The sequence below is a fragment of the Salipiger sp. IMCC34102 genome (assembly GCF_004145405.1).
Taxonomy (GTDB): Bacteria; Pseudomonadota; Alphaproteobacteria; order Rhodobacterales; family Rhodobacteraceae; genus Loktanella.
Map to the genome: position 1 here is coordinate 1 of NZ_SELQ01000007.1, position 20,137 is coordinate 20,137.

Here is a 20,137-nt window from a genome sequence, read left to right on the forward strand (position 1 = left end):
GGTCTCCAGGTCGTCGAACTGCGAGGCATCGGTGATGTTGCAGCCCTGGTCGGCCAGGAACACGGCGATGGCGGCGACGATCCCGCGACGGGAGGGGCATTGGACGCGAATGGCGAATTTGCTCATGCCGCGTCCAGCACGTCCGAGACCTTGACGGCGCGCCCTTCTTCCACGGATTTCAGTGAGGCATCGGCCAAGGCCAGGGCCATCATCCCGTCATGCCCTGTGGTGGGCGTCGGCGTGCCGTTGGCCACCGCATCGCTGAAAGCGGCGATTTCGTTGGCATAGGCATTGACGTAGCGCGACATGAAGAAATTCAGCAGCGGCGGCCGGACGTAGCCGGAGCCGTCGGCGATTTCGATATTGGCCTCGCGGTGGTTTTCGGCCGAAACCGATCCCTTGGAGCCCAGAACCTCGATGCGCTGATCATAGCCGTAGGTCGCGCGGCGCGTGTTGGTGATCGTGCACTGCTTGCCGCTGGCGGTCGTCAGGATCACATTCACGCTGTCGTAATCGCCCAGTTCGCCGATCTTTGCGTCGGTCAGGACCGAGGCCGCGGCCTGCACCGTCTCGACCTTTTCGCCCAGTAGCCAGCGGGCCACGTCGAAATCGTGGATCGTCATGTCGCGGAAGATCCCGCCCGAGACCTTGATGTAGTCGTAGGGCGGCGGACCGGGGTCACGGCTGGTCAGCGTGATCATCTCGACCTCGCCGATGCGGCCCTCGTCGATGGCCTGCTTGAGCGCCATGAAATCGGGATCGAAGCGGCGCTGAAAGCCGACCATCAGGCTCGCGCCCTCTGACTCTACGGTTTTCAGGCATTCTTTCACCCGTGCCAGCGACAGATCGACGGGCTTCTCACAGAACACTGCCTTACCGGCCTTGGCGAATTGCTCGATCAGGTCGGCATGGGTGTTGGTCGGCGTGCAGATCAGAACTGCATCCACGTCGTCGCTGGCCGCGATCTCGTCGATCGAGCGGATGTCGCAACCGTAGGTCTCGGCCAGACGCTTCACGACGTCGGCCATGGGGTCGGAGATGGCCACCAGCCGGGTGTTCGGCGTTGCGGACACCGCGCGCGCATGGACCTGACCGATGCGGCCGGCCCCCAGAATGGCGATACGAAGGGTCATGTTTTGTCTCCTTTGGGCGTGGTCGCCGCATCCGCGTCCGCCACTTCATGTAATTCAACGACTTGTCCCGCGGCGGCACTGGCGCGAGCGGCTTCCAGAACGGCGACCGTGTGAAGGGTTTCCGACGGCGGCACCGGAGGTGCCGTGCCTGCCGTCACGGCCCTGGCGAAGCTTTCGTAGACCTCCGCGTAACGGGTCTGCACCGCGGGAACACGCTGCGCACCGCCTTCCAGATAGAGCGTGCCCCACGCCTCTTCCGGCTCGACACCCCAATCCGGGCGGTTTCCGACCGGCAAATCGCAGGCCAGCACCGCGGCGACCTGCGCATCTGCCCCTCGCACGACGAAAACGCCAGTCTCACCGTAGGCGCGCAGGTCGCGCGCATGAAGATGGTTCGCCTTGCTTGCCTCGCTGAAACTGACGGCCCCGCTTGGGTGGCGCAGCGTGACGGTAAAGCCGACCTCGGTCCGGCCGCCGGGAACCTCACCCTGCTCGGTCTGGGCAAAGACCGAAACAGCGGGACCCAGAAGCCACAGCATCTGATCGACGAGGTGACTGCCCAGATCCCCCAGAAGCCCGCCTTCGGGCCCCGGCAGCAAGCCGTCGAGCGAGGGGAAATCCATTCGGTTGTGAACCCGCTGCACCCGGCCCAGAGATCCGTCCGCAATAACCTTTGCCAACGTGCGCAGATCGGAATCCCAGCGGCGGTTCTGGTAGGCGGCGATGACGACGCCCGCGGCCTCGGCCGCGCGCACCATGCGAAGGGCATCCGCTGTGCGAAAGGCGAACGGCTTGTCGGCGACGACGTGCAGACCGGCGGCGATCGCCTCCATCACCAGCGGCACCCGTGTTGATGGAGGCGTGCTGACAGCGACGGCCTCGATCCCACCCGCCGCGATCATGTCGGTCAGGCTTGCGAAGACCGGCACGTCTGGAAAATCCGCCCGGGCGTCGGCCACGCGGTCCGGGGAGCGCACGACGATCCCGGCCAGCTCGCCCCCCCCGGCGGCCCGGATGAAGGGCGCGTGGAACCAGCGGCCCCCGAAGCCGTATCCTGCGAGACCAAGTTTCATTTCATCTTCGCCAATTGTTGGTGTCTGCCGCGGTTTCTTTCCGCGACGTTACAGAACGCCGTCTTCGGCGAACTCGGGCTGGGTCTTGGCGCCCGTGATATAGGCGACCACGTCCTGGCCATCGGTCTCTTCCTTGGCGAGGTCGGCCACGATCCGTCCGCGGCGGAAAACCACGATCCGATCCACGAGGTCCATCACCTGCCGCATGTTGTGACTGACGAGGATGAGCGGCTCACCCGCCTCCTTAAGTGTGCGCACGATGTTCTCGACCTGCGCCGTCTCCTGCACGCCGAGCGCCGCGGTGGGCTCGTCCATGATCGTCAGCTTCGAGTGGAACGTCGCGGTGCGGGCGATGGCGACACATTGCCGCTGGCCGCCGGACATGTTGCGGATGCTGCCCCTAATGTTCGGGATCTTCACCGCCGTGCGTTCCAGCCCCGCCATCGTCGCCTCGCGCATCGCCTTGTAGTCGAGGATCCGGAACGGGCCAAGCCAGTCGAACTTCGTCTTCTCGCGCCCCAGAAAGAGGTTGTCGGGCACATCGAGATCGTCGCAAAGCGCCAGCGTCTGGAACACCGTCTCGATCCCGGCCTGCCGCGCCTCGAGCGGGCCCTCGAAATGCACCGGCTTGCCATCGAAGATGATCTCGCCGCGGGTGCGGGTCTCGACCCCGGTAATCTGGCGCACGAAGGTGGATTTGCCCGCACCGTTGTCGCCCATGATCGCGATATGCTCGCCGCGGCGCAGTTTGAAGTTCGCGTTCTCCAGCGCGTGAACGCCACCGTAGTGCTTTGTCAGACCGCGGGTCTCGAGGATCAGGTCGTCGCTCATGTCACGTCCTCCCTAGCGCAGCGTTGCGCGACGTTGGCGATACTGGTCGAGGACCACGGCGCCGATGATGATCGAACCCATCGCCATCAACTGATAGAAGGCGTCGAGCTTGATGAAGGTGAAGCCGGACTGGATAACGCCGAAGACCATGGCGCCCAGCACAGTGCCGACGATCGACCCACGACCGCCACGCAGCGACACGCCGCCGATCACGGCCATGGCAATCGCATAGAGTTCATAGAACTGCCCCATGCCAGCCTGCGCGGTCAGGTTCTTGGAGCTCAGCACGATGGCTGCGAAGGCGGCCAGCATCGAGGCGATCATGTAGACCATCATCTTGTGGCCCTTCACGTTGATGCCCGACATGCGCGCCGCATCCTCGTTCGACCCGATGGCGTAGGTGTGCTTTCCGTAGACGGTGTATTTCATCAGAAGGCTCAGCACGATTGCGAGCAGGATGAACCACACGACCGGCATCATCCCCGACCCGATGGCGGCGAACTGATCGCTGGGGAACGACACCGGCTGGCCCTTCGTCCACCACTGAGAGATACCGCGGCAGATCAGAAACATGCCGAGCGTCGCGATGAAGGGCGGAATCCCGGTGAAGGCGATCAGACTGCCGTTGATCAGCCCGATCATGGCCCCGAAGGCGAGGCCCACCAAGATCGGCGCGAGCACCGGCAGATCGAAGGACCAGGGCCCGAAGACCGCCTTGGGATTGAGCTGGCCGTTCACCAGCTCTGTCTGGGCGAAGGACATCACGATCATTGCCGCCGCGCCCACCAAAGGACCGGATGACAGGTCGATGCCGCCCAGGATGATGACTTGTGTGACACCCAGAGAGATGATCCCGATGATCGCTACCTGCAGGATCACGATCTTGATGCGCGCCATGTTCAGGATGGTGCCATCGCGCGCCTCGTTGAAATCGAAGAGCATCGACTGATTGTTCATGTAGGGCAGAACCTGGCCCAAGAGTTCGAAGATGAGAATGATCGCAACGAGCGCGATGAATACGTTGGCCTCGTTCGGCCATCCGCGCTTCTTGCGGTCGTAGGTCAGCCCCCCGATACCGTGTGACGTCTGATCAGCCATTGCGGCGCCCTCCCCCGGCCCCAGTCTGGTTCGGGCGGCGCGGGTGTGCGCCGCCCGGTGTCGCCTCAGTTGGACGACATGTAGTCAGCCATGTTGTCCGGCGTGACGAGTTCGAATGGCACGTAGACCTTCTGCTCCACGTCCTCGCCATTGGCGAGTGCCAGCGCCGCCTCGAGCGCGCCGCCACCCTGTGCAGCCGCGTTCTGGAACACGGTCACGTCCAGATCGCCCGCCTGCATCGCGGCCAGAGCGTCCTGCGTGGCGTCCACACCGCCCACGACCACGGTGTCCATGCCGATGCCGGCGGCCTTCATCGCCTGAATCGCACCCAGCGCCATCTCGTCGTTGTTGGCGATGACGGCGTCGAAGGACTCGCCCGAGGACAACCAGTTGGTCATCAGCGAGTTCGCCTGCTCCCGCGACCAGTTGGCGGTCTGACGGTCGATCTCCTCGATCTCGACAGCACATTGGCCGTTGGCGATCACGTCGTCGATGTCTTGTGTGCGCACGACGGCAGCCTGGTTCGACAGCTCGCCCATCATGATGTAGACGCGCGCGGGATCGGTGCCTTCGGCAGCCAACTGATCGCACATCGCGATGGTTTCCAGCGTGCCGGACTCGACCTCGTTCGAGGCGACAAACGCCTGGTTGTCGGGCAGCGTGTCGACGTTGATCGGCTGGCGGTTCACGTAAACCAGCGGCACGCCCGCGGCCTCGGCGGCCTGGGTCATCGCTTCGGTAGCCGAGGTATCGACCGGGTTCACGATGATCGCATCGACGCCGGACGCCACGAAGTTGTTGATCTGGTCCAGCTGGCGCGCCACGTCGTTCTGCGCGTCCTCGATCTGGACGTCGACGCCGTCCATGCCGTCGGCCTGCTCCTGGATGCCGTTGCGCAGAACGGTCAGGAAGTTGTCGTCGAACAGCGCCATCGAGACGCCGATCGTCTCGGCCATAGCGGTGGTGGACATCAGCGACGCGAACGCCGCAACGGTCAGGGTCTTCTTCATCGGGTTCCTCCCTTGATCGGTGTCCGGCGCACCGTTTTCCCGTGCCGGAAGCCCCGTTCCGGGGCGGTTCATCCCCGCATCAGGCGGCGCGCGCCTGAAGTTGCGAGGAAATGAAATCGAACGATCGCTTTATCTCCGTGTAAGGATCCTCGAGCGCGTGGGTCTGCGTCGAGAAACATTCGTAGGAAATCGGCCCGTCGTAACCGGCGGCGATCAGGGCCGCGATCTGCTCGACATTGCCAAGACGATCCTGCGCGTCGATCAGCACCCGATGCTCGTCCTCCATCTGCGCGATGGTCAGGTCGGGATCGACCACGGCCGAAATATGCACGATTCCGGTCATTTCGGGATAAATCGGGCCGCCGTTCGCCAATGTATGATGGAACGTGTCGTGGACGATCCTGAACCGATCCTGCCCGCCTATCGCGGAAATCGCCTCGATCAGCTCGGCCTTCGAGCGCAGCGACGAGCGCTGGAAGCCCAGCGGTTCGACCAGCGCCGTCATCCCGGCATCCTGCAACAGTGGTAGCACACCTTCCAACGCGGCCTTCAGGTTGGCCTGACGTTCCCCGTCTGCACCGGCAGTTCCGTCATTGCGGGGGATCAGGCTGATGGTCTCTGCCCCGCAGGCTTTTGCCGTTTCGATCAGCGCTTTCACGGCATCCTCGCGCTCCGGCGTCCAGTCGTTGAAGGGATAGACCTGGCTGAGACCGACAAGACGAAGCCCCTTGTCCGTCGCGATGCGTCCGGCCTCGGTTGGATCGAGATCGTCGAACAGAGGGCGAGGGATATCATTGCGCACCTCGACGCCGATGCAGCCCAGCCGTGCGGCCAGATCGAGGAACGACACATACCCCAGATCGGGTGTCGTCATGTGGTTCAATGCTGTCTTCATGTGCCCCTCCTGCCGAATCCTCCATTCGGCTCTGATGGTCAAATTGCGTGGACCTCCCCATTCAGTCAATCATGGCCTCTGCATTTCACGTCATTCATGACGCATTCTACGGTATAAAATGACGCGTTATCGTCATCAAACTATTTCGGGCAGATGCAGGACCGGATCCAGGAAGTATTGCCCCGCGACACCGTCGTCCGCCCGACCCTGTGTCTCGACCATCATATCGACCAGATCCCTGCAGAGACCCGAAAGCGGTGTCTCGATGACCATGATCGCGTATCCGTCCCCGAGTGCGGCGCGGCTTTCGGCTGTCAACTCGTTGACGACAAGGGCGACCTGCGGTTCGGAATGACGCTCGCGCAGGGCAGCGATTGCGCCCTCCATGCCTCCGCCAGCCACGTAAAGTCCCTTCAGATCCGGGTGTCGGTCCAGAAGTTCGAGCGTCGCTTCGTAGGTCAATTTTCGTGTCTCCAAATTGACGAGCGTGTCTAAAACGGAGAAGCCCGAGTTCGCCTCGCGCACGAAAGATCGAAACCCGACCTCACGCAGATCATGTCCATGCCAACGGTTGCCCCCCACGAAGATCGCAAGTTTTCCTGGCTCATGCACAGTCTTGGTTATCAACCAAGCCGCCACTCGCCCCACCTTCATGTTGTTCAGGCCGACGTAGCTTCGACGGATCCCTTGCGCGAAATCGTTCAGTAGCGAAAAGACCGGCACCCCCCTGCTCTTGAGATCCTGCACGACGCGGTCGAGCTTCTGATCGTTCACGGCTGACGCGGCGATCACGTCGCAGGTTTCACCCAACTCCAAGAGGATTTCTGCGAACTCGGCGGGCGACTGGGATGACGAAAACCGGACGATTGCCTCACCACGGATATCCGGACGCGCTGCGACTGCCAGTTCGATCTCACGAGCAAAGTTGCGGTAGAACTCTTGGGATTGCTTCAAGAGCACGATGCCGAATTTCAGCGCTGGAAGTGTCTGATCCAACCGGTCCTGAAATGTGCCAATCCCGTGATATCCCACCCGTCGGGCGGCCTCGGCAATCTTTTTCAGGGTATCGGGTCTTACCGTCGCTCGCCCGTTAATTGCCCGATCGACAGTCGTTACACTGACACCGGCCTCTCGCGCGACATCTTTCACCGTTGCCCTGCTTGCCACCGATCGCCCCCCGGATGACGGAAACCTCGTCATCCAACGCTACCTTGGATGACGCTTTCTGCCAATGACCATCAGCTATCCGGTTTTTCTAATTGTCGTATCGGCAGTCCAAGCCACAACATCTGAAAGCTGCTTGAACAATGAGACGATCTGAAATTCTGCCGCGCGCAGTTAGGCTGAGGACTCATAGCCGGTAAATGACGAGCGCGGCGAGGGCGATTGCCGACAGGAAGACCTTGGGACAGCGGTCATATCGTGTTGCTACCCTACGCCAGTCCTTGAGCCTGCCGAACATGATTTCGATCCGGTTACGGCGTTTGTAGCGGCGCTTGTCGTATCGAATGACTGTCTTGCGTTGCCTTCGGCCAGGAATGCAGGCGCGTATCCCCCTGCCTTTCAACGCCTCCCGGAACCAGTCGGCATCATAGCCGCGGTCGCCAAGTAGCCAATCGACATATGGCAGGCTGCCCAGCAGAGCCCGTGCGCCGATGTAATCGCTGACCTCACCGGCGGTGACGAACGGGTTCAGAGGCCGACCCTCGCTGTCGCAGACGGCGTGCAGCTTGGTGTTCATACCCCCTTTGTCCGACCGATCAGGCGTCCACGCCCCCCCTTTTTAACGCCCAGACTGGACGCCGTTCGGTGGGCCTTGGGTAAGTGGCGTCGATCATGACCGTCTTTTCTTCGCCGTGGTCAGCGGCAAGACCGGCCATCATCTGAGCAAAGCTGCCCTTGTCGCTCCAGCGCTTCCATCGGTTATACAGCGTCTTGTGCGGGCCGTATTCCCTGGGCGCATCGCACCAACGCAAGCCATTGCGATTGATGAAAATAATTCCGCTCAGCACACGCATTCATTAACCCGTGGTTTGCCGTGGGACTTGGGAAAGTAGGGTTCCAGACGCGCCATCTGCGCCTTGGTCAGCCAAAAGAGATTGCTCGTGTCACCGCTCGTTTTCAGCCGGTGAATCACAAACGCAGAAGCTGATTAATGGGCCCTGAGCCTCAGGACCAGCGGGCATTGGAATGCGCGGCAATGGCCATCGGTGACCTCGTACCGCGGGGGCCCGTTTCCGGCCGCGCCGCCGTCTCACCGACAGGCCTTCTTCGCGGTAGATCCTGTAGAGCGTTTCCAAGGCTCACACGGTCCAACCGGGGCCACAGTCCCTTCCAACTGTGGTTCATGCTCATGCCCCTGCGTTCTGACTTGCCCCCCCCGCGAAATCCTTCGCTCGGGAGCTCAGCGTCTCAATCCGGGTCCACGGCAGGCCCGGCTACATTGTCGGCGACATTGAAACCGAGTTCCATCAGTCGGTCGATTCAAAAACAAGCGACTAGAATACCGACCTTTGGAACTATATGGCTCTTGGCAAGGCGCAGCAGAACGCTTTTGTAGAAAGCTCCAATGGCAGCCTTCGGGCGGGACTGCTGGACGAGGAAATATTCGACAGCTTGATCGAGGCACAGCGCAAACTGGCCCCCTGGCACTGCTACTACAACACGGTCCGCTCACATCCGTCACTAGCTAACCAAACCTCGTAACACGCGCGCCGAGCGCTTGAGCGATTTGAGAGCGCTGCGACCGGCGCGCTCGCGGCAGATGGGCAAGCAGAATAGCAAAATCCGACCTACAGACTCTCGTTGTGAATCAGGGTCTGTCGGTAGTGCCCGCGCCGAAAGGACCTGTCCTGTTGACGCGCCGCTCAACGTCCTGCCGCTTATAAAACCCGCTTCAGAAAGCGTTTCAGCCGCTCGTCGCGCGGCGTATCAAGCACGTCTTCCGGACGTCCGGCCTCGACGATCCTGCCGCCGTCGATGAACACGATCCGGTCGGCAATCTCGCGGGCGAACTGCATTTCGTGCGTCACGATCAGCATGGTCTGTCGCTGTTCGGCCACCCGGCGCATCAGGTCGAGGACTTCACCGATCCATTCGGGATCGAGCGCCGAAGTCGGCTCGTCGAAGAGCATCAGGTCCGCGCCGATCGCCATCGCGCGCCCGATCCCGACGCGCTGTTGCTGCCCGCCCGAAAGTGCCGCCGGATAGCTTCCCGCCTTCTCGGTCAGCCCCGTCTCCGCCAGGATTGCCCGCGCTCGCTGCTCAGCTTCGGCCCGGGGACGGCCCTGTACCGTAACGAGCGCTTCCATGATGTTCTCGAGCGCCGTCTTGTTGGCGAAGAGCGCATAGTTCTGGAAGACGAACGAGGTGGCCCGGCGCAGCGACAGGATATCGCCCCGGGTGGCGTGGCCGGCATCGACATGCACGTCGCCCACCGTGATCGTTCCCGCATCCGGTCGGTCGAGGAAGTTGAGACAGCGCAGCAATGTGGATTTCCCGGTGCCGGAGGGACCGATCACGACGACCCGCTCGCCATCGGCGATATCAAGGTCGATCCCGTCCAGGACCGTGGTGTCGCCGAAGCGCTTGGTCAGACCGCGTAGGGTGATCATCGGGCGTAAGCCTTGTTCAAATAGGTCTCGAGCTGCCTCTGCACCTGGTTCAGCGTCTCGACGATCACCCAGTAGAGAATGGCCACCACGAGAAACGCTTCGAAATACAGGAAGCTGCCGGAGGCTTCCTTCTGCGTCGCGCCCATCATCTCGGTCACGCCAAGCGTGAAGGCGAGCGACGTGCCCTTGATCATGTCGATGAAGTAATTGACGAGCGTCGGAGCGGCGATGCGCCCGGCCTGTGGGAGAACGATCCGCCGCATGGTCTGCGCCTGCGTCATGCCGATGGATTGCGCGGCTTCCCACTGGCTACGATCGACGCCGGTGATCGCCGCGCGGATGGCCTCGGCCATATAGGCGGAGAAATGCAGCGTGAGGCCCATAATCGCCGCCGTCACGCCGTTGATCTGGGTCAGGAACGAGACCACCTGCGGCAGCCCGTAGTAGAACAGGAAGAGCTGCACCAGAAGTGGCGTGCCGCGGAAGAAGCTGATGAAAAGCACCACCAGCCAGTCCAGCCCGGGCACCCGGATCACGCGCTCCACGGCCAAAAGCGACGCGAGCACCAGCGCGCAGACCATCGCTACGGCCGCCATGAACAGGGTCAGCGGTACATAGCCAAGGATCACGGGCACCAGTCCCAGCATGTAGTCGAGATCAAGCGCCCGCATGGTTGGATCAGTCCGAGACGGTCGGGGATGTGGTGATATCACTCCCGAACCATTTCTGCGAGATTTCGGACAGGGTTCCGTCCTCCTTCAGCGCAGACAGCGCCTCGTCGACCCGATCGCGCATGGCGCGGGCCGCCTCGTCGTCACGGAAAGGCAGGGCGTTTCGGATCTCCGAGAACGGCTCCCCCGCTAATTGCAGCGGCAGCGGGCTTTCCTCGATCACCTGGGCCGAAGACACCCGGTCCATCACGAAGGCATCGACGCGGCCGAGTGCCGTATCCTGCTCAATGTTGGATTCGTAGGTGCGGATGTCGATCTCATCGGCATAGGGCAGATCCCGGAGGAGCTGTTCGAAGTTCGAGCCGAGATTGACCGCCACGGTCCGGCCTTTGAGCGCCTCCACGCCGTCGATCTCGTCGTTGCCCTCACGCGTGACGACCTGGGCGCCGTCGATGACGTAAGGCTGGGTGAAGACGAAGGCCGCTTCGCGTTCGGGGGTGATGGTGATCTGGTTGGCAATCGTGTCGATCCGTCCCGCCTGCAGCGCTCCGATGAGCCCAGAGAACGACATGGTCTCGAACGCGATGTCGAGCCCGGTCTCTTCGCCCACGGCGTTCATAACGTCCACTTCGAATCCCTGCAGTTCATCTTGGCGCACAAAGGTGAAGGGAAAATAGCCGCCCGACATGCCGACTCGTAGGGTGTCGGCGTCCTGCGCCACTGCGCCGTTTGACAGACCAGCCACACCGATCGCGGCGGCGATTATCGTTCTTAACATCTCGAAGCTCCTGCTTGCGTTGGACCAAGGACCTGCAGTCTTGGACGACCGGTTTCAATAATACTTTGACAATTAAGACGGTTGTTCCCGATTGCAGTGTTGCGTGGAATGCAGTTCGCCGCGGTGATGTGCTTTCGGACTACCGTTTCGATCGGGTCGGGTTCTTGTATCTCCCTCCATCAGTTTGACCCTCTGCCCCTCAAACGACCAAGGACGCATAGGTTGCAAAGCGTGCCGCCCCCGTTATTGAGACACAGACCGAGAGGTTGCGGACATGCGTCCCATCGCAAGCCGACCCATCGTTCATCGTTGATGGGCGCAACCTCGGGCGCATTCGCCTGACGATGGTGCCATGGCGACCGCTCGCCGCAAAACGTGAGGACTTCACCATGGCGAACTCCCGCCGGCTCGAAGCCAGCCTGTCGCGGCGTGCGGATTTATCCGCGACCGAGCGGACAGTTTTGCGCGAATTGCCGGTGACGCGAACGACGTATTCCGATGGAGCGTGCATCGTGTCCGAGGGTCCCACCCAGAACGGCAGTTGCCTACTGGTCGAGGGCATGGCGATGCGGGCGCACCGGGTCGGGCCGTCCGACCGGGTGATCAGCGCCCTGCACGTCCCGGGGGATTTCGTCGATCTCCATGCGTTCCTGCTGGATCACCTCGATCACGACATCCTCGCCGTCGGACCCTGCACGATCGAGTTCATCTCCTCCGAACACCTGACGCAGATTACCCGCGATCACCCCAATCTGACGCGGCTACTGTGGTTGGATACGCTCATCGACGCCAAGATCCACCGCGTCTGGGTCGCCACGCGCAGTGCGTTGCGGGGCCCCCAGCGGGTCGGCCACCTTCTGTGCGAGTTGCACGCCCGGCTGGATGCGGTGGGGTTGGTCTCCTCGAACGGCTTTGCCATGCCGATCGACCAGCGCGGGTTGGCGAAGGTGCTGGGCTACTCGGTCGTCCATGTGAACCACGCGATCCGCGATTTGCGGGCGGATGGCTTGCTGGAGTGGGACCGGGGCCACGTGCGTCTGCCCGACCCGACCGGGCTGGCGCGTCACGTCCGGTTCGATCCGGCGTACCTCGAGCTGTGAAACCCTCGAAACCGATCCGTTAAACAACTTTAACAAAAGGTTGCTGTTTTATCGCCGCGGCTAGCTCCACCGAGAAGCACTGGCGCGGAGACCGGAATGGGCCGTCACGAAGGTGAACCGAATGCGCCGGGGGCCACCAGGCCCGATGTCGCGATCCAAGCCGTACTCGACGATCTGCGCGCGGGTGCCGATGCGGCGGCGCATAACTCGCCGGACCTTGGCGGCCCGATCGACCTGCTTGGGAAAACCGGCGTCCTGAAGTCCGTCCTGCCGCCGCCCGACGGGGTGGGGCTTGGCTGGACGCCCGGAGAGGGCAGGACGCTGTCCGACCTGTTGCGCCACGTGGGCGCCGCGGATCTTGCGCTGGCCCGCCTGCTGGAAGGGCACGTCAATGCCGCGATCCTAGTCGAGATCCATGGCGACGGCCCGGCGCGCGATGCGATGCGGGAGTCGGTGCGCGAGGGCGCGCTTCTCGGCGTCTGGGGCGCGGATGGGCCGGAGCCGCTGGAATGGGTCGACCGGGCGAAGGGGAGCATCTTGTTGAAGGGATCGAAAATCTTCGCCTCGGGATTGAGCCATGTCGATCTTGCTGTCGTGACGGCCCGTTCGGCGGCAGGCGCGCCCGCGCGCATGTTCCTTGTGCCGGCGAACGATCCCGCGCGGCACGATCATGCATCCTGGACCGCCTCCGCAATGCGCGCCTCCCGCTCGGGCCGGTTCGATGCCACCGGTCTTGTCCTGGACGAGACCGGCTGTGTCGGCCCTGCCGGTGCCCTCATGACCGAACCGTGGTTCGAAGGGGGCGTCTGACGCTACTGCGCCGCATACGTAGGGGGTGCCGAGGGGCTGATTGCGCGCTGGACCGATCTTCTGCGACGCATGGGGCGCCTGGACGACCCGATCCAGAGGGACCGGCTCGGTCGGGCGATGGCCGACGCCGTCGCGGCGCGCGCCGTGGTCGAGGCCGCAGCCCAAGCAGTGGAAGAGGCGCTTGACGCCCCGCCCGACCACGTGGAGCGTGCGGTCGCGCATGGCCTGATGGCCCGCGAAGCCGTGGAAGGGGCCTGTACGCGCATCCTAGCCCTTTGCGAGCGCAGACTCGGCATGGCCGCCCATGATACCCGAGGCCCGGTCGATCAGATGCGGCGCGACCTGTCGCTGTTCCTGCGCCAGGCGGGACCGGACGCGAAACTCGACCGGGCCTTGCGGACAGCCCAGGACGTCGGTCCGGGAGGTCTGCGATGAACGCTGGCTCGACCGATCTCCTGCTGGCCGAAACCCCCCTTCTGGTGCTCGCCCCACATCCCGACGACGAGTCGCTGGGGTGCGGCCTGCTGCTGGCCGAACGCTGGCAACGCGGATTGCCCTCGCACGTGGCTTGCCTGACGGACGGGGCCGCGTCGCATCCCGCCTCGCAAGAGTGGCCGGGGCCACGCCTTTCCAAGCTGCGCCGCGAGGAGTTATCGAAAGCGGTGGGCTGCCTCGGCGGCGACCCTGCGCGCGATATTACCTGGTTCGGCTACCCGGATGCCGCCTTGCACCGACTGCGCGCGCCGAAGGAGGATCTTGCCCGGGACCTCGGGGCGTTGATTGACCGGTTGAACGCCTCCACCGTTGTGACCGCGTCTTCCGACGATCCTCATTGCGACCATGTTGCCTGCGCTGCCGCGGCGCGTCAGGCCGTCGCAGAGCGCCCCGGGGTGAGCCTCTGGTCCTACGCGATCTGGTCGCGCTGGAACGGGTGGGCCGAAGGCCGCGAGGCGCCCGGGGCACGGTTGGACCTTCCCGAACGGCGCGATGCCAAGAACGCCGCCGTCCGGGCCCATGGCAGCCAGTTGGGCCAGGTGGTTAGGGACGACCCCCAGGGCTTCGCCATGCCACCCGGCTTCGCCGCACGTTTTTGCGCCGAACCCGAGATCTACAAACGGGTGCAGCCGTGAGGGCGGCGGATCTGGCGCATCTGCGCGGCCTTTACGCCGGGACGGACGATCCGTGGGATTTCCGGGCCTCCCCTTACGAGGCCAAACGCTTTGCGGCGGTGGCCGAGGCATTGCCGCGCGAAAGCTATGCGGCAGCCCTCGAACTTGGCTGCGGCAACGGTGAGCTGGCGCGACGGATCGCCCCGCGCTGCGGATCCTACACCGGACTCGACGCGGTTCCCGCAGCACTCGAGGCGGCCCGCAAGGCCGTTCCGGCGGGCTGCTTCGTCGAGGGGTTCCTGCCCTGCGCGCTTCCTGCCCCACCGCAGGACAGCGGCTACGACCTCATACTGCTGAGCGAGATCCTCTATTTCATGGGCCCTGCCGGCATCGCGGAGATTTCGCAGATGCTCGACCGGGACCATCCCGCGGCGGACGTGATCAGCGTGACGTGGCGCGGCGCGACCGGCCACGCGTTGAGCGGCGACGAGGCTCTGATCGCCTTCGCCGACGCGTCCCGACGCTCCAGTTGGACCAGTCGTCTGACGCAAGGATACCGGATCGCGGTCTTCTCACCTTTCCAGGGGTCGCAACCGTGACGCAAGCGATCGTCGTCATCCCGGCGCGGAACGAGGCGGCTCTTCTCCCTGCTGCCCTCGCGTCGCTTCGGCAGGAAGGTCTGGCCGCGCTGGTCGTGGCCAACGGGTGCACCGATGCGACGGCCGCACTTGCCCGCGCGGCGGGCGTTGACGTTATAGAGACACCCGCCCTCGACGGGGGCGTGGGCGCGGCGCGGGCCATCGGTCTTGCAGCCGCCATGGACCGGGGTGCGGAAATTCTGTTCACGGTGGATGCCGATTGCAGGCTGGCCCCCGGCACGGCCGCCACCGTCCGGCGCGCCCTCGGGCAGGCCGATGCGGTCTTCGGGCGGGTCGTGCCCAACGCGGCCGACTTCGCGTTGCTGCCCGCCGAGGTGCGGCGCCACGGTCTCGCCGAAGACCGGCGGGACGGTCTTCGGGCCCTGATCGCCTCCGCCGCAGCGGCCCGCCTGTGGGACCCGTTCCCGGCCCATGCCCAAAGTCCCGGCGCCCTGATCGCCTGGCGTGTCACGGCCTATCGCGCCACCGGCGGCATCGCACGGGTCGCCTGCCACGAGGACCGGCAGATGGCGGCCACGTTGGCCGTTCAAGGCTTGCGGGTCGCACGGCCCTGGGGGGCGGTCACGATTGCCTCCTGCCGGCTGACCGGCAGGGCACCCGGCGGAATGGCGGACACGATCGCCCAGCGGACCCGCCTCGGCGCCCGTCTTGTCCGGGAAGCCGCGGACCTGGAACGCGAATGCGCTGAGCTCGAACAACGCCTGTCGGCGTTCATCCCCCGTGCCGATTGGCCGGACCTTCCAACCCTCTCTACCGAAGGAGACGAAAATGTTTCATCATTCCAGCAAGCTACAGTATGAGGTTCGGGTCGACACGCCCGATCCGCAATTCGCCAAGTTCCTGCAGCAGGCCATCGGCGGGGTCGAGGGCGAGATCCGCGTCGCCATGCAGTATTTCTTCCAGGCCATGGGGGCGCGCGGCGACGCGAAATACCGCGACATGCCGATGATGACCGCCACGGAGGAGCTCAGTCACATCGAGTTCCTCGGCCATGCGGTCGCGCTCAACCTCGAAGGCGCGCCGGTCTCGGTCCAGGAAGAGGCTGCCAAGGATCCGGTCGTGAACGCGATCATGGGCGGTGCGAACCCGCGCCACATCCTGTCCTCGGGGCTGTCGGCGATGCCCGTGAACTCCAACGGCGTGCCCTTCGCACATGAGCCACGTCTACGCCACCGGCAACCTTGCCGCGGACATTATGGCCAACGCCACGGCCGAGAGCGGCGGCCGCGTGTTGGCCTCCCGGCTTTACAACATGACCGAGGACAAGGGCATGAAGGACATGCTGTCGTTCCTCATCGCGCGCGACACGATGCACCAGCAGCAATGGCTCGCGGTGATCGAGGAGCTCGGCGGCTGGGAGACGCAGCTGCCGATCCCGAACTCCACCCCCAAGGAGCACGAGGCGACCGAGCACAGCTACTACTTCCTCAACACCTCGCTCGACGAGCCGACGCCCGAAGGGCGCTGGACCTCCGGCCCCTCGCTCGACGGGCGCGCCGAGTTCTCTGCCAAGGACCGGGTGGAGCCGCTGGGCCAGAAGCCCGACCTGGGCAAGGCGAAGCCCGGCAGCGGCACGCAGTCGGAACAGCAGTGACCTTGTGCCCCGGACCCGTGCCGGGGCATCCGTCGGGGGGCTCTGTCGGTTCCCCGACGCTTTATCTACTTTTTAGCCCGGAGGACCAACATGTCTGAAACCTACCTCACCGATCGGTCGCACGATCGACGCTCCACGTTATCAGCGGTCATCGTCGGCGCGATCGTGGCCCTTGGCCTGATGGTCATGTTTACCCTTCTGGGGCTTTCGATCGGGATCGCCAGTCTCGAAGCCGTCGGCGAAGGGCTGGGGATCGGGGCTGCACTTTACATCGTCGTGACCCAGCTGATCTCGCTCGCGGTCGGCGGTTTCGCCGCGGCGCGCTTCGCCGCCTCGCACGACACCATCTCCGCGGCCCTTGCAGGCGCCGCCGTCTGGTCGCTGACCACGGTCATCGTGGCGTTCGGCGGGTTGAACACGGGCACCGCCGCCATCAGTTCTGCCACCTCGCTCGTCAGCCAGACCGCGCAGACGACGGCCAATGCCGCGCAAGCGATCACGCCGGACAACATCTCGCTGCCCGATTTCTCTCAGATCGCGGGAAATCTCTCGCTCGCGGATCTGCCGCCGCAGGTTCAAACCGCCCTGGAAAACGCCGATGTCACACCGGCGCAGCTGCGCACCGAAGCGCGAGAGGCCTTCCGAAACGTCGTCAGCCAGCAGGAAATGGCGCGCGCCCGCACGATCCTGACGAACACGCTAGGCGACGTCGCCGCGAGCCCGGGCTCGCTTGGCGAAGAGGTGAACGCGGCCCTGGACCAGCTGATCGGTGGCGAGAACGCCGTCTTCAGCGAAGAGGACATCACCGAGGCCACCAATACGCTTCCAGGCGCGGCTGGGTATCTCCGACAGTCAGGCCCAGCAGATCGCCGACACGATCCGCGCGAGCTTTGACGAAGCGGTCGAAACCGTGCGCCAGACGGTCGATGAGTTGCAGCAGCAGCTTGTCGAGACGGTGAACGCCGTGCAAGGCGCGGTGTCCTCCGCCGCCTTCTGGCTGTTCCTCGCGTCATTGCTGGGGCTGGGGGCCGCCGCGGGGGCCGGTGTCGCCGCGCGTCGCGTCCGGATCTGACCGGCTGTAGGGGCAGCAGGCTTTCGTCGGCCCGATGAGACCTGCCGCCCCGAAACGACAGGCGGTTCCCCGGCGTGGTGCCCGGGGCCGCATATCCTGACCTGAAAGATATTCGAATGCTTTTCGACAATGAGGGGGCCCTGTGGCAGGTCCCCGCATCCGCAATCGTGGGCTTTGCGGTCCTGCTTCTCCTGCTGCGGATCTCCGGCAAGCGGACGGTTGCCAAGTTCAACATGTATGACCTGATCCTGACCTTCACGGTCGGCTCGATCCTGTCGTCCTTCATCGTCCTGGAATCGGTTCAGTTCGTCGACGCCTTGCTCGGTCTCGCGTCGGTCATCGCGGTGGACTACGTCATCTCGTGGGCCGTCATGCGATCGGACCGCGTGCGGTCCTGGGTGAAGGCGAACCCGACCCTTCTCGTCTTCAACGGTGACATGCAGCGCGCCAACATGCGCAAGGAACGGATCGTCGAGGACGAAGTGCTGATGTTCATGCGGCAAAAAGGGATCGACCGTATATCTCGCGTGAAGGCGATGATCCTTGAGCCTGCCGGAGATATCTCGGTCTTCACCACGGACGAGGATGAGGACGAGGACGAGGATCACGACATGTCGAAGTCGCTGCGCCGGTCCGGCGTAAATATTCCGAAGAGCGGCAGTGACGCGTGAGGTCAGATAATTTCGCTCGGTCGTGCGGTCTCTCTCGGATGCACCCTGACGCTTTGGCCGCATCGCCGGTCGATGACGGTTGCCACAAGCGCGAAGGGCGCGTGAAAGTCCCTCGAGCCATCGGCCGTAGCGGGTGGCTCCACGGCTTCGGGCCTTGCGCCTGAGCCATCGGTAGGCGGGCCTTCGTTAGCGGGGGGCAGGTTTTTCCCTCCCCCGCTTCGAAAGAACGGTCGACGGCGCGCTCAGTCAACAGCGGAGGGCGTGTACCGGAACTCGCGTTCGGGATCCGGCGTCAGGTAGACGCGCGCGCCATGGGCGTAGGTGCGATGTCCTTCGATCCGGGCCAGCACCGGGCCGAGGTCGGGGACCTCCACGTGCAGGATCGTGTCCGCGCCTAGCCGCTCGACATGACGCACGGTGCCCTGCCAGGTTCCGTCATCGTCGGAGACCTTCAGATGTTCGGGCCGGATGCCGTAGACCGATGCGCCCATCCGCCGGGCCACCTCGCCTTCGAAGAGGTTCATCTTGGGCGAGCCGATGAAGCCCGCCACGAAGGGGGTCGCGGGGCGTTCGTAAAGGTCCATCGGGGTGCCCACCTGCTCGATCCGGCCGGCGTTCAGCACGACGATCTTGTCGGCCATGGTCATCGCCTCGACCTGGTCGTGGGTCACGTAGATCATCGTGGCCCCCAGCCGCGCGTGCAGGTCCGTCAGCTCCAGCCGCATCTGGCTGCGCAGGGCGGCATCGAGGTTCGACAAGGGCTCGTCGAAGAGGAACACGCCCGGATCGCGCACGATGGCCCGCCCGATCGCGACCCGCTGGCGTTGCCCGCCCGACAGCGCCTTGGGCTTGCGGTCCAGGAGCGGTTCGAGTTGCAGGATCGCCGCGACCTTGTCGACCTCCGCCGCGATCTGGTCCTTGGGCATCCGTGCCAGGCTGAGGCCGAAGCCCATGTTCTCGCGCACGGTGAGGTGGGGGTAGAGCGCGTAGGACTGGAACACCATCGCGATGCCGCGCTTGGACGGCTCGGCCCGGGTCACGTCCGCCCCGCCGATCTCGATCGTGCCGGAGGTGACCTCCTCCAGCCCGGAGATCATCCGCAGCAGCGTGGACTTGCCGCAGCCCGAAGGGCCGACGAAGACGCAGAACTCGCCGTCCTCGACATCGAGGTCGACGCCCTTGATGACCTCGACCGCGCCGAAACTCTTGCGCAATGCGTTCAGGACCACGCGTGCCATGGGTTATCCTTTCACGGCGCCGGAGGTCATGCCCGCGACGATCTGACGGTTGAAGAAGACGAACACCAGCAAGGGCGGGATCGTGATGAGCAGGATGTTCATGAACAGCAGGTTGAGCTGGGAGGTGAACTGGCTCTGGAAGTTGTAGAGCGTGAGCTGCACCGTGATGTTCTCGGCCCCCGGCAGGTAGTAGAGCGGGTGGGTGAAGTCGTTGAAGATGGTGATCGACTGCACGACGATCACGGTCAGCGTCACCGGCTTCAGCAGCGGCAGGATCACCCGGAAGAAGACCTGCAGCGGCGTGGCCCCGTCGACGATGGCCGCCTCGTCCAGGTCCCGCGGGATCGACGAGATGAAGGCCCGGAACAGCAGGATGCAGAACGACAGACCATAGGCCACCTGGATCAGGATCATCCCGTGGATCGGGAGCGATCTGGACGGTGTCGATCTGCTGGGGGCTACCCGCAAGCGCGGGTTGCGCGTGCCCGAGGATCTGGCGCTCGTCTCCTACGACAACAATGCCATGGCGCGCCTGCCGATGGTGGATCTGTCCAGCGTGGACCGGCACGGAGAGGAGATCGGCCGCCGCGCCGCCGCCGCCCTGCTCTCGCCGCTGGAGGGCCGGCGCGAGGCGAGCCACGATCTGGTCGCGCCGGACCTGGTGCTGCGCTCAAGCTGCTGACGGGGGGCCAGGACTCCCTGCCCGCTTGACGGCTGCGGCGGGTCGCAGGCGCGACGCCGGGGCAACCCTCTTCGGTGCCAAAGTTATATGGACAAAACC

Annotated in this window: 22 protein-coding genes and 5 pseudogenes; 12 read left to right on the forward strand and 15 right to left on the reverse strand. The window is 64.3% G+C overall.

Features of this window, described 5'->3' with window-relative positions:
* The 10 genes and pseudogenes from EU805_RS13805 to EU805_RS17890 all read right to left on the reverse strand — a co-directional run.
* Positions 1 to 126, reverse strand: a 126-nt coding sequence (locus tag EU805_RS13805) for an ACT domain-containing protein (protein WP_129761895.1), incomplete at its 3' end; no start/stop codon positions are given.
* Positions 123 to 1,133, reverse strand: coding sequence for an inositol 2-dehydrogenase (gene iolG, locus EU805_RS13810; RefSeq protein ID WP_129764580.1), 1,011 nt, complete (start codon positions 1,131 to 1,133; stop codon positions 123 to 125). The genes EU805_RS13805 and iolG, both read right to left, overlap by 4 nt.
* Positions 1,130 to 2,206, reverse strand: a complete 1,077-nt coding sequence (locus EU805_RS13815; RefSeq protein WP_129764581.1) for a Gfo/Idh/MocA family protein — start codon at positions 2,204 to 2,206, stop codon at positions 1,130 to 1,132. Before EU805_RS13815 ends, iolG begins: the two co-directional genes overlap by 4 nt.
* Positions 2,207 to 2,254: 48 nt before the next feature.
* Positions 2,255 to 3,037, reverse strand: a complete 783-nt coding sequence (locus EU805_RS13820) for an ATP-binding cassette domain-containing protein (protein WP_129764582.1) — start codon at positions 3,035 to 3,037, stop codon at positions 2,255 to 2,257.
* A gap of 12 nt (positions 3,038 to 3,049) precedes the next feature.
* Positions 3,050 to 4,135, reverse strand: coding sequence for an ABC transporter permease (locus EU805_RS13825; RefSeq protein WP_129764583.1), 1,086 nt, complete (start codon positions 4,133 to 4,135; stop codon positions 3,050 to 3,052).
* Positions 4,136 to 4,200: 65 nt separating this feature from the next.
* Positions 4,201 to 5,145 (reverse strand): substrate-binding domain-containing protein, encoded by a 945-nt coding sequence (locus EU805_RS13830; RefSeq protein WP_129764584.1) that lies wholly within the window; start codon positions 5,143 to 5,145, stop codon positions 4,201 to 4,203.
* Between the two features lie 79 nt (positions 5,146 to 5,224).
* Positions 5,225 to 6,109, reverse strand: a complete 885-nt coding sequence (locus tag EU805_RS13835) for a TIM barrel protein (protein ID WP_242494171.1) — start codon at positions 6,107 to 6,109, stop codon at positions 5,225 to 5,227.
* 66 nt (positions 6,110 to 6,175) lie between these two features.
* Positions 6,176 to 7,189 carry a LacI family DNA-binding transcriptional regulator gene (locus tag EU805_RS13840; RefSeq protein WP_242494172.1) on the reverse strand — a complete coding sequence of 338 codons (1,014 nt, stop codon included), beginning with the start codon at positions 7,187 to 7,189 and terminating at the stop codon, positions 6,176 to 6,178.
* Positions 7,190 to 7,391: 202 nt separating this feature from the next.
* Positions 7,392 to 8,114: pseudogene (locus EU805_RS13845) on the reverse strand (IS5 family transposase).
* Positions 8,115 to 8,212: 98 nt separating this feature from the next.
* Positions 8,213 to 8,331 (reverse strand): annotated as a pseudogene (locus EU805_RS17890) (IS3 family transposase); the annotation flags it as partial.
* 103 nt (positions 8,332 to 8,434) lie between these two features.
* Between EU805_RS17890 and EU805_RS17740 the strand changes: the two are divergent.
* Positions 8,435 to 8,821 (forward strand): annotated as a pseudogene (locus EU805_RS17740) (transposase); the annotation flags it as partial.
* Between the two features lie 101 nt (positions 8,822 to 8,922).
* Here EU805_RS17740 and EU805_RS13855 read toward each other — a convergent pair.
* The 3 genes from EU805_RS13855 to EU805_RS13865 are packed head-to-tail and all read right to left on the reverse strand — an operon-like array spanning position 8,923 to position 11,103.
* Positions 8,923 to 9,654, reverse strand: coding sequence for an amino acid ABC transporter ATP-binding protein (locus EU805_RS13855; protein WP_129764587.1), 732 nt, complete (start codon positions 9,652 to 9,654; stop codon positions 8,923 to 8,925).
* On the reverse strand, positions 9,651 to 10,325 hold the full coding sequence (locus tag EU805_RS13860; RefSeq protein WP_129764588.1) for an amino acid ABC transporter permease: 675 nt from the start codon (positions 10,323 to 10,325) through the stop codon (positions 9,651 to 9,653). Before EU805_RS13860 ends, EU805_RS13855 begins: the two co-directional genes overlap by 4 nt.
* 7 nt (positions 10,326 to 10,332) lie before the next feature.
* The gene (locus tag EU805_RS13865; RefSeq protein WP_129764589.1) at positions 10,333 to 11,103 is read right to left on the reverse strand and encodes an amino acid ABC transporter substrate-binding protein; all 771 of its coding nucleotides are present in this window, start codon (positions 11,101 to 11,103) and stop codon (positions 10,333 to 10,335) included.
* A 389-nt stretch (positions 11,104 to 11,492) separates the two neighbouring features.
* Between EU805_RS13865 and EU805_RS13870 the strand changes: the two genes are divergently transcribed.
* The 10 genes and pseudogenes from EU805_RS13870 to EU805_RS13910 all read left to right on the forward strand — a co-directional run bounded on the left by EU805_RS13870 (position 11,493) and on the right by EU805_RS13910 (position 18,118).
* Positions 11,493 to 12,203: a Crp/Fnr family transcriptional regulator gene (locus tag EU805_RS13870; protein ID WP_165351956.1), complete on the forward strand. Its 711-nt coding sequence runs from the start codon at positions 11,493 to 11,495 to the stop codon at positions 12,201 to 12,203.
* 96 nt (positions 12,204 to 12,299) lie between these two features.
* The gene (locus EU805_RS13875) at positions 12,300 to 13,013 is read left to right on the forward strand and encodes an acyl-CoA dehydrogenase (protein ID WP_129764591.1); all 714 of its coding nucleotides are present in this window, start codon (positions 12,300 to 12,302) and stop codon (positions 13,011 to 13,013) included.
* 18 nt (positions 13,014 to 13,031) lie between these two features.
* Positions 13,032 to 13,448 (forward strand): annotated as a pseudogene (locus tag EU805_RS13880) (hypothetical protein); the annotation flags it as partial.
* Complete coding sequence (locus EU805_RS13885) at positions 13,445 to 14,143, forward strand: PIG-L deacetylase family protein (RefSeq protein ID WP_129764593.1); 699 nt, start codon at positions 13,445 to 13,447, stop codon at positions 14,141 to 14,143. The pseudogene EU805_RS13880 and the gene EU805_RS13885, both read left to right, overlap by 4 nt.
* Entirely contained in the window at positions 14,140 to 14,721 is a 582-nt protein-coding gene (locus EU805_RS13890; protein ID WP_129764594.1) for an SAM-dependent methyltransferase, read from the forward strand. The genes EU805_RS13885 and EU805_RS13890 overlap by 4 nt, the downstream gene beginning before the upstream one ends.
* A complete protein-coding gene (locus EU805_RS13895; protein WP_165351957.1) occupies positions 14,718 to 15,581 on the forward strand; it encodes a glycosyltransferase in 864 nt (287 codons plus the stop codon). The genes EU805_RS13890 and EU805_RS13895 overlap by 4 nt, the downstream gene beginning before the upstream one ends.
* A pseudogene (locus EU805_RS13900) lies at positions 15,550 to 16,375 on the forward strand (manganese catalase family protein). Before EU805_RS13895 ends, EU805_RS13900 begins: the two are co-directional and overlap by 32 nt.
* Positions 16,376 to 16,465: 90 nt before the next feature.
* Complete coding sequence (locus EU805_RS13905; protein WP_129764596.1) at positions 16,466 to 17,269, forward strand: hypothetical protein; 804 nt, start codon at positions 16,466 to 16,468, stop codon at positions 17,267 to 17,269.
* Between the two features lie 16 nt (positions 17,270 to 17,285).
* Positions 17,286 to 17,447, forward strand: a complete 162-nt coding sequence (locus EU805_RS17475) for a hypothetical protein (RefSeq protein WP_165351958.1) — start codon at positions 17,286 to 17,288, stop codon at positions 17,445 to 17,447.
* A 116-nt stretch (positions 17,448 to 17,563) separates the two neighbouring features.
* The gene (locus EU805_RS13910) at positions 17,564 to 18,118 is read left to right on the forward strand and encodes a DUF421 domain-containing protein (protein WP_129764597.1); all 555 of its coding nucleotides are present in this window, start codon (positions 17,564 to 17,566) and stop codon (positions 18,116 to 18,118) included.
* Positions 18,119 to 18,360: 242 nt separating this feature from the next.
* On the opposite strand, the gene EU805_RS13915 is transcribed toward EU805_RS13910, so the two are convergent.
* Together EU805_RS13915 and EU805_RS13920 are read right to left on the reverse strand one after the other, a co-directional pair.
* The gene (locus EU805_RS13915; protein WP_129764598.1) at positions 18,361 to 19,356 is read right to left on the reverse strand and encodes an ABC transporter ATP-binding protein; all 996 of its coding nucleotides are present in this window, start codon (positions 19,354 to 19,356) and stop codon (positions 18,361 to 18,363) included.
* Between the two features lie 3 nt (positions 19,357 to 19,359).
* Positions 19,360 to 19,770 (reverse strand): carbohydrate ABC transporter permease, encoded by a 411-nt coding sequence (locus EU805_RS13920; RefSeq protein ID WP_242494173.1) that lies wholly within the window; start codon positions 19,768 to 19,770, stop codon positions 19,360 to 19,362.
* Between the two features lie 19 nt (positions 19,771 to 19,789).
* Between EU805_RS13920 and EU805_RS13925 the strand changes: the two genes are divergently transcribed.
* Positions 19,790 to 20,038, forward strand: a complete 249-nt coding sequence (locus EU805_RS13925) for a substrate-binding domain-containing protein (protein WP_255465905.1) — start codon at positions 19,790 to 19,792, stop codon at positions 20,036 to 20,038.
* The last annotated feature ends 99 nt before the right edge of the window (positions 20,039 to 20,137 follow it).

Excerpts from the sequence above, each read along its gene's own strand:
- EU805_RS13855 (WP_129764587.1), bottom strand. The coding sequence starts at position 9,654 with ATGATCACCCTACGCGGTCTGACCAAGCGCTTCGGCGACACCACGGTC.
- EU805_RS13915 (WP_129764598.1), bottom strand. The coding sequence starts at position 19,356 with ATGGCACGCGTGGTCCTGAACGCATTGCGCAAGAGTTTCGGCGCGGTC.
- EU805_RS13820 (WP_129764582.1), bottom strand. The coding sequence starts at position 3,037 with ATGAGCGACGACCTGATCCTCGAGACCCGCGGTCTGACAAAGCACTAC.
- EU805_RS13885 (WP_129764593.1), top strand. The coding sequence starts at position 13,445 with ATGAACGCTGGCTCGACCGATCTCCTGCTGGCCGAAACCCCCCTTCTG.
- EU805_RS13905 (WP_129764596.1), top strand. The coding sequence starts at position 16,466 with ATGTCTGAAACCTACCTCACCGATCGGTCGCACGATCGACGCTCCACG.
- EU805_RS13910 (WP_129764597.1), top strand. The coding sequence starts at position 17,564 with ATGCTTTTCGACAATGAGGGGGCCCTGTGGCAGGTCCCCGCATCCGCA.
- iolG (WP_129764580.1), bottom strand. The coding sequence starts at position 1,133 with ATGACCCTTCGTATCGCCATTCTGGGGGCCGGCCGCATCGGTCAGGTC.
- EU805_RS13920 (WP_242494173.1), bottom strand. The coding sequence starts at position 19,770 with ATGATCCTGATCCAGGTGGCCTATGGTCTGTCGTTCTGCATCCTGCTG.
- EU805_RS13860 (WP_129764588.1), bottom strand. The coding sequence starts at position 10,325 with ATGCGGGCGCTTGATCTCGACTACATGCTGGGACTGGTGCCCGTGATC.
- EU805_RS13830 (WP_129764584.1), bottom strand. The coding sequence starts at position 5,145 with ATGAAGAAGACCCTGACCGTTGCGGCGTTCGCGTCGCTGATGTCCACC.
- EU805_RS13875 (WP_129764591.1), top strand. The coding sequence starts at position 12,300 with ATGGGCCGTCACGAAGGTGAACCGAATGCGCCGGGGGCCACCAGGCCC.
- EU805_RS13865 (WP_129764589.1), bottom strand. The coding sequence starts at position 11,103 with ATGTTAAGAACGATAATCGCCGCCGCGATCGGTGTGGCTGGTCTGTCA.
- EU805_RS13825 (WP_129764583.1), bottom strand. The coding sequence starts at position 4,135 with ATGGCTGATCAGACGTCACACGGTATCGGGGGGCTGACCTACGACCGC.
- EU805_RS13815 (WP_129764581.1), bottom strand. The coding sequence starts at position 2,206 with ATGAAACTTGGTCTCGCAGGATACGGCTTCGGGGGCCGCTGGTTCCAC.
- EU805_RS13870 (WP_165351956.1), top strand. The coding sequence starts at position 11,493 with ATGGCGAACTCCCGCCGGCTCGAAGCCAGCCTGTCGCGGCGTGCGGAT.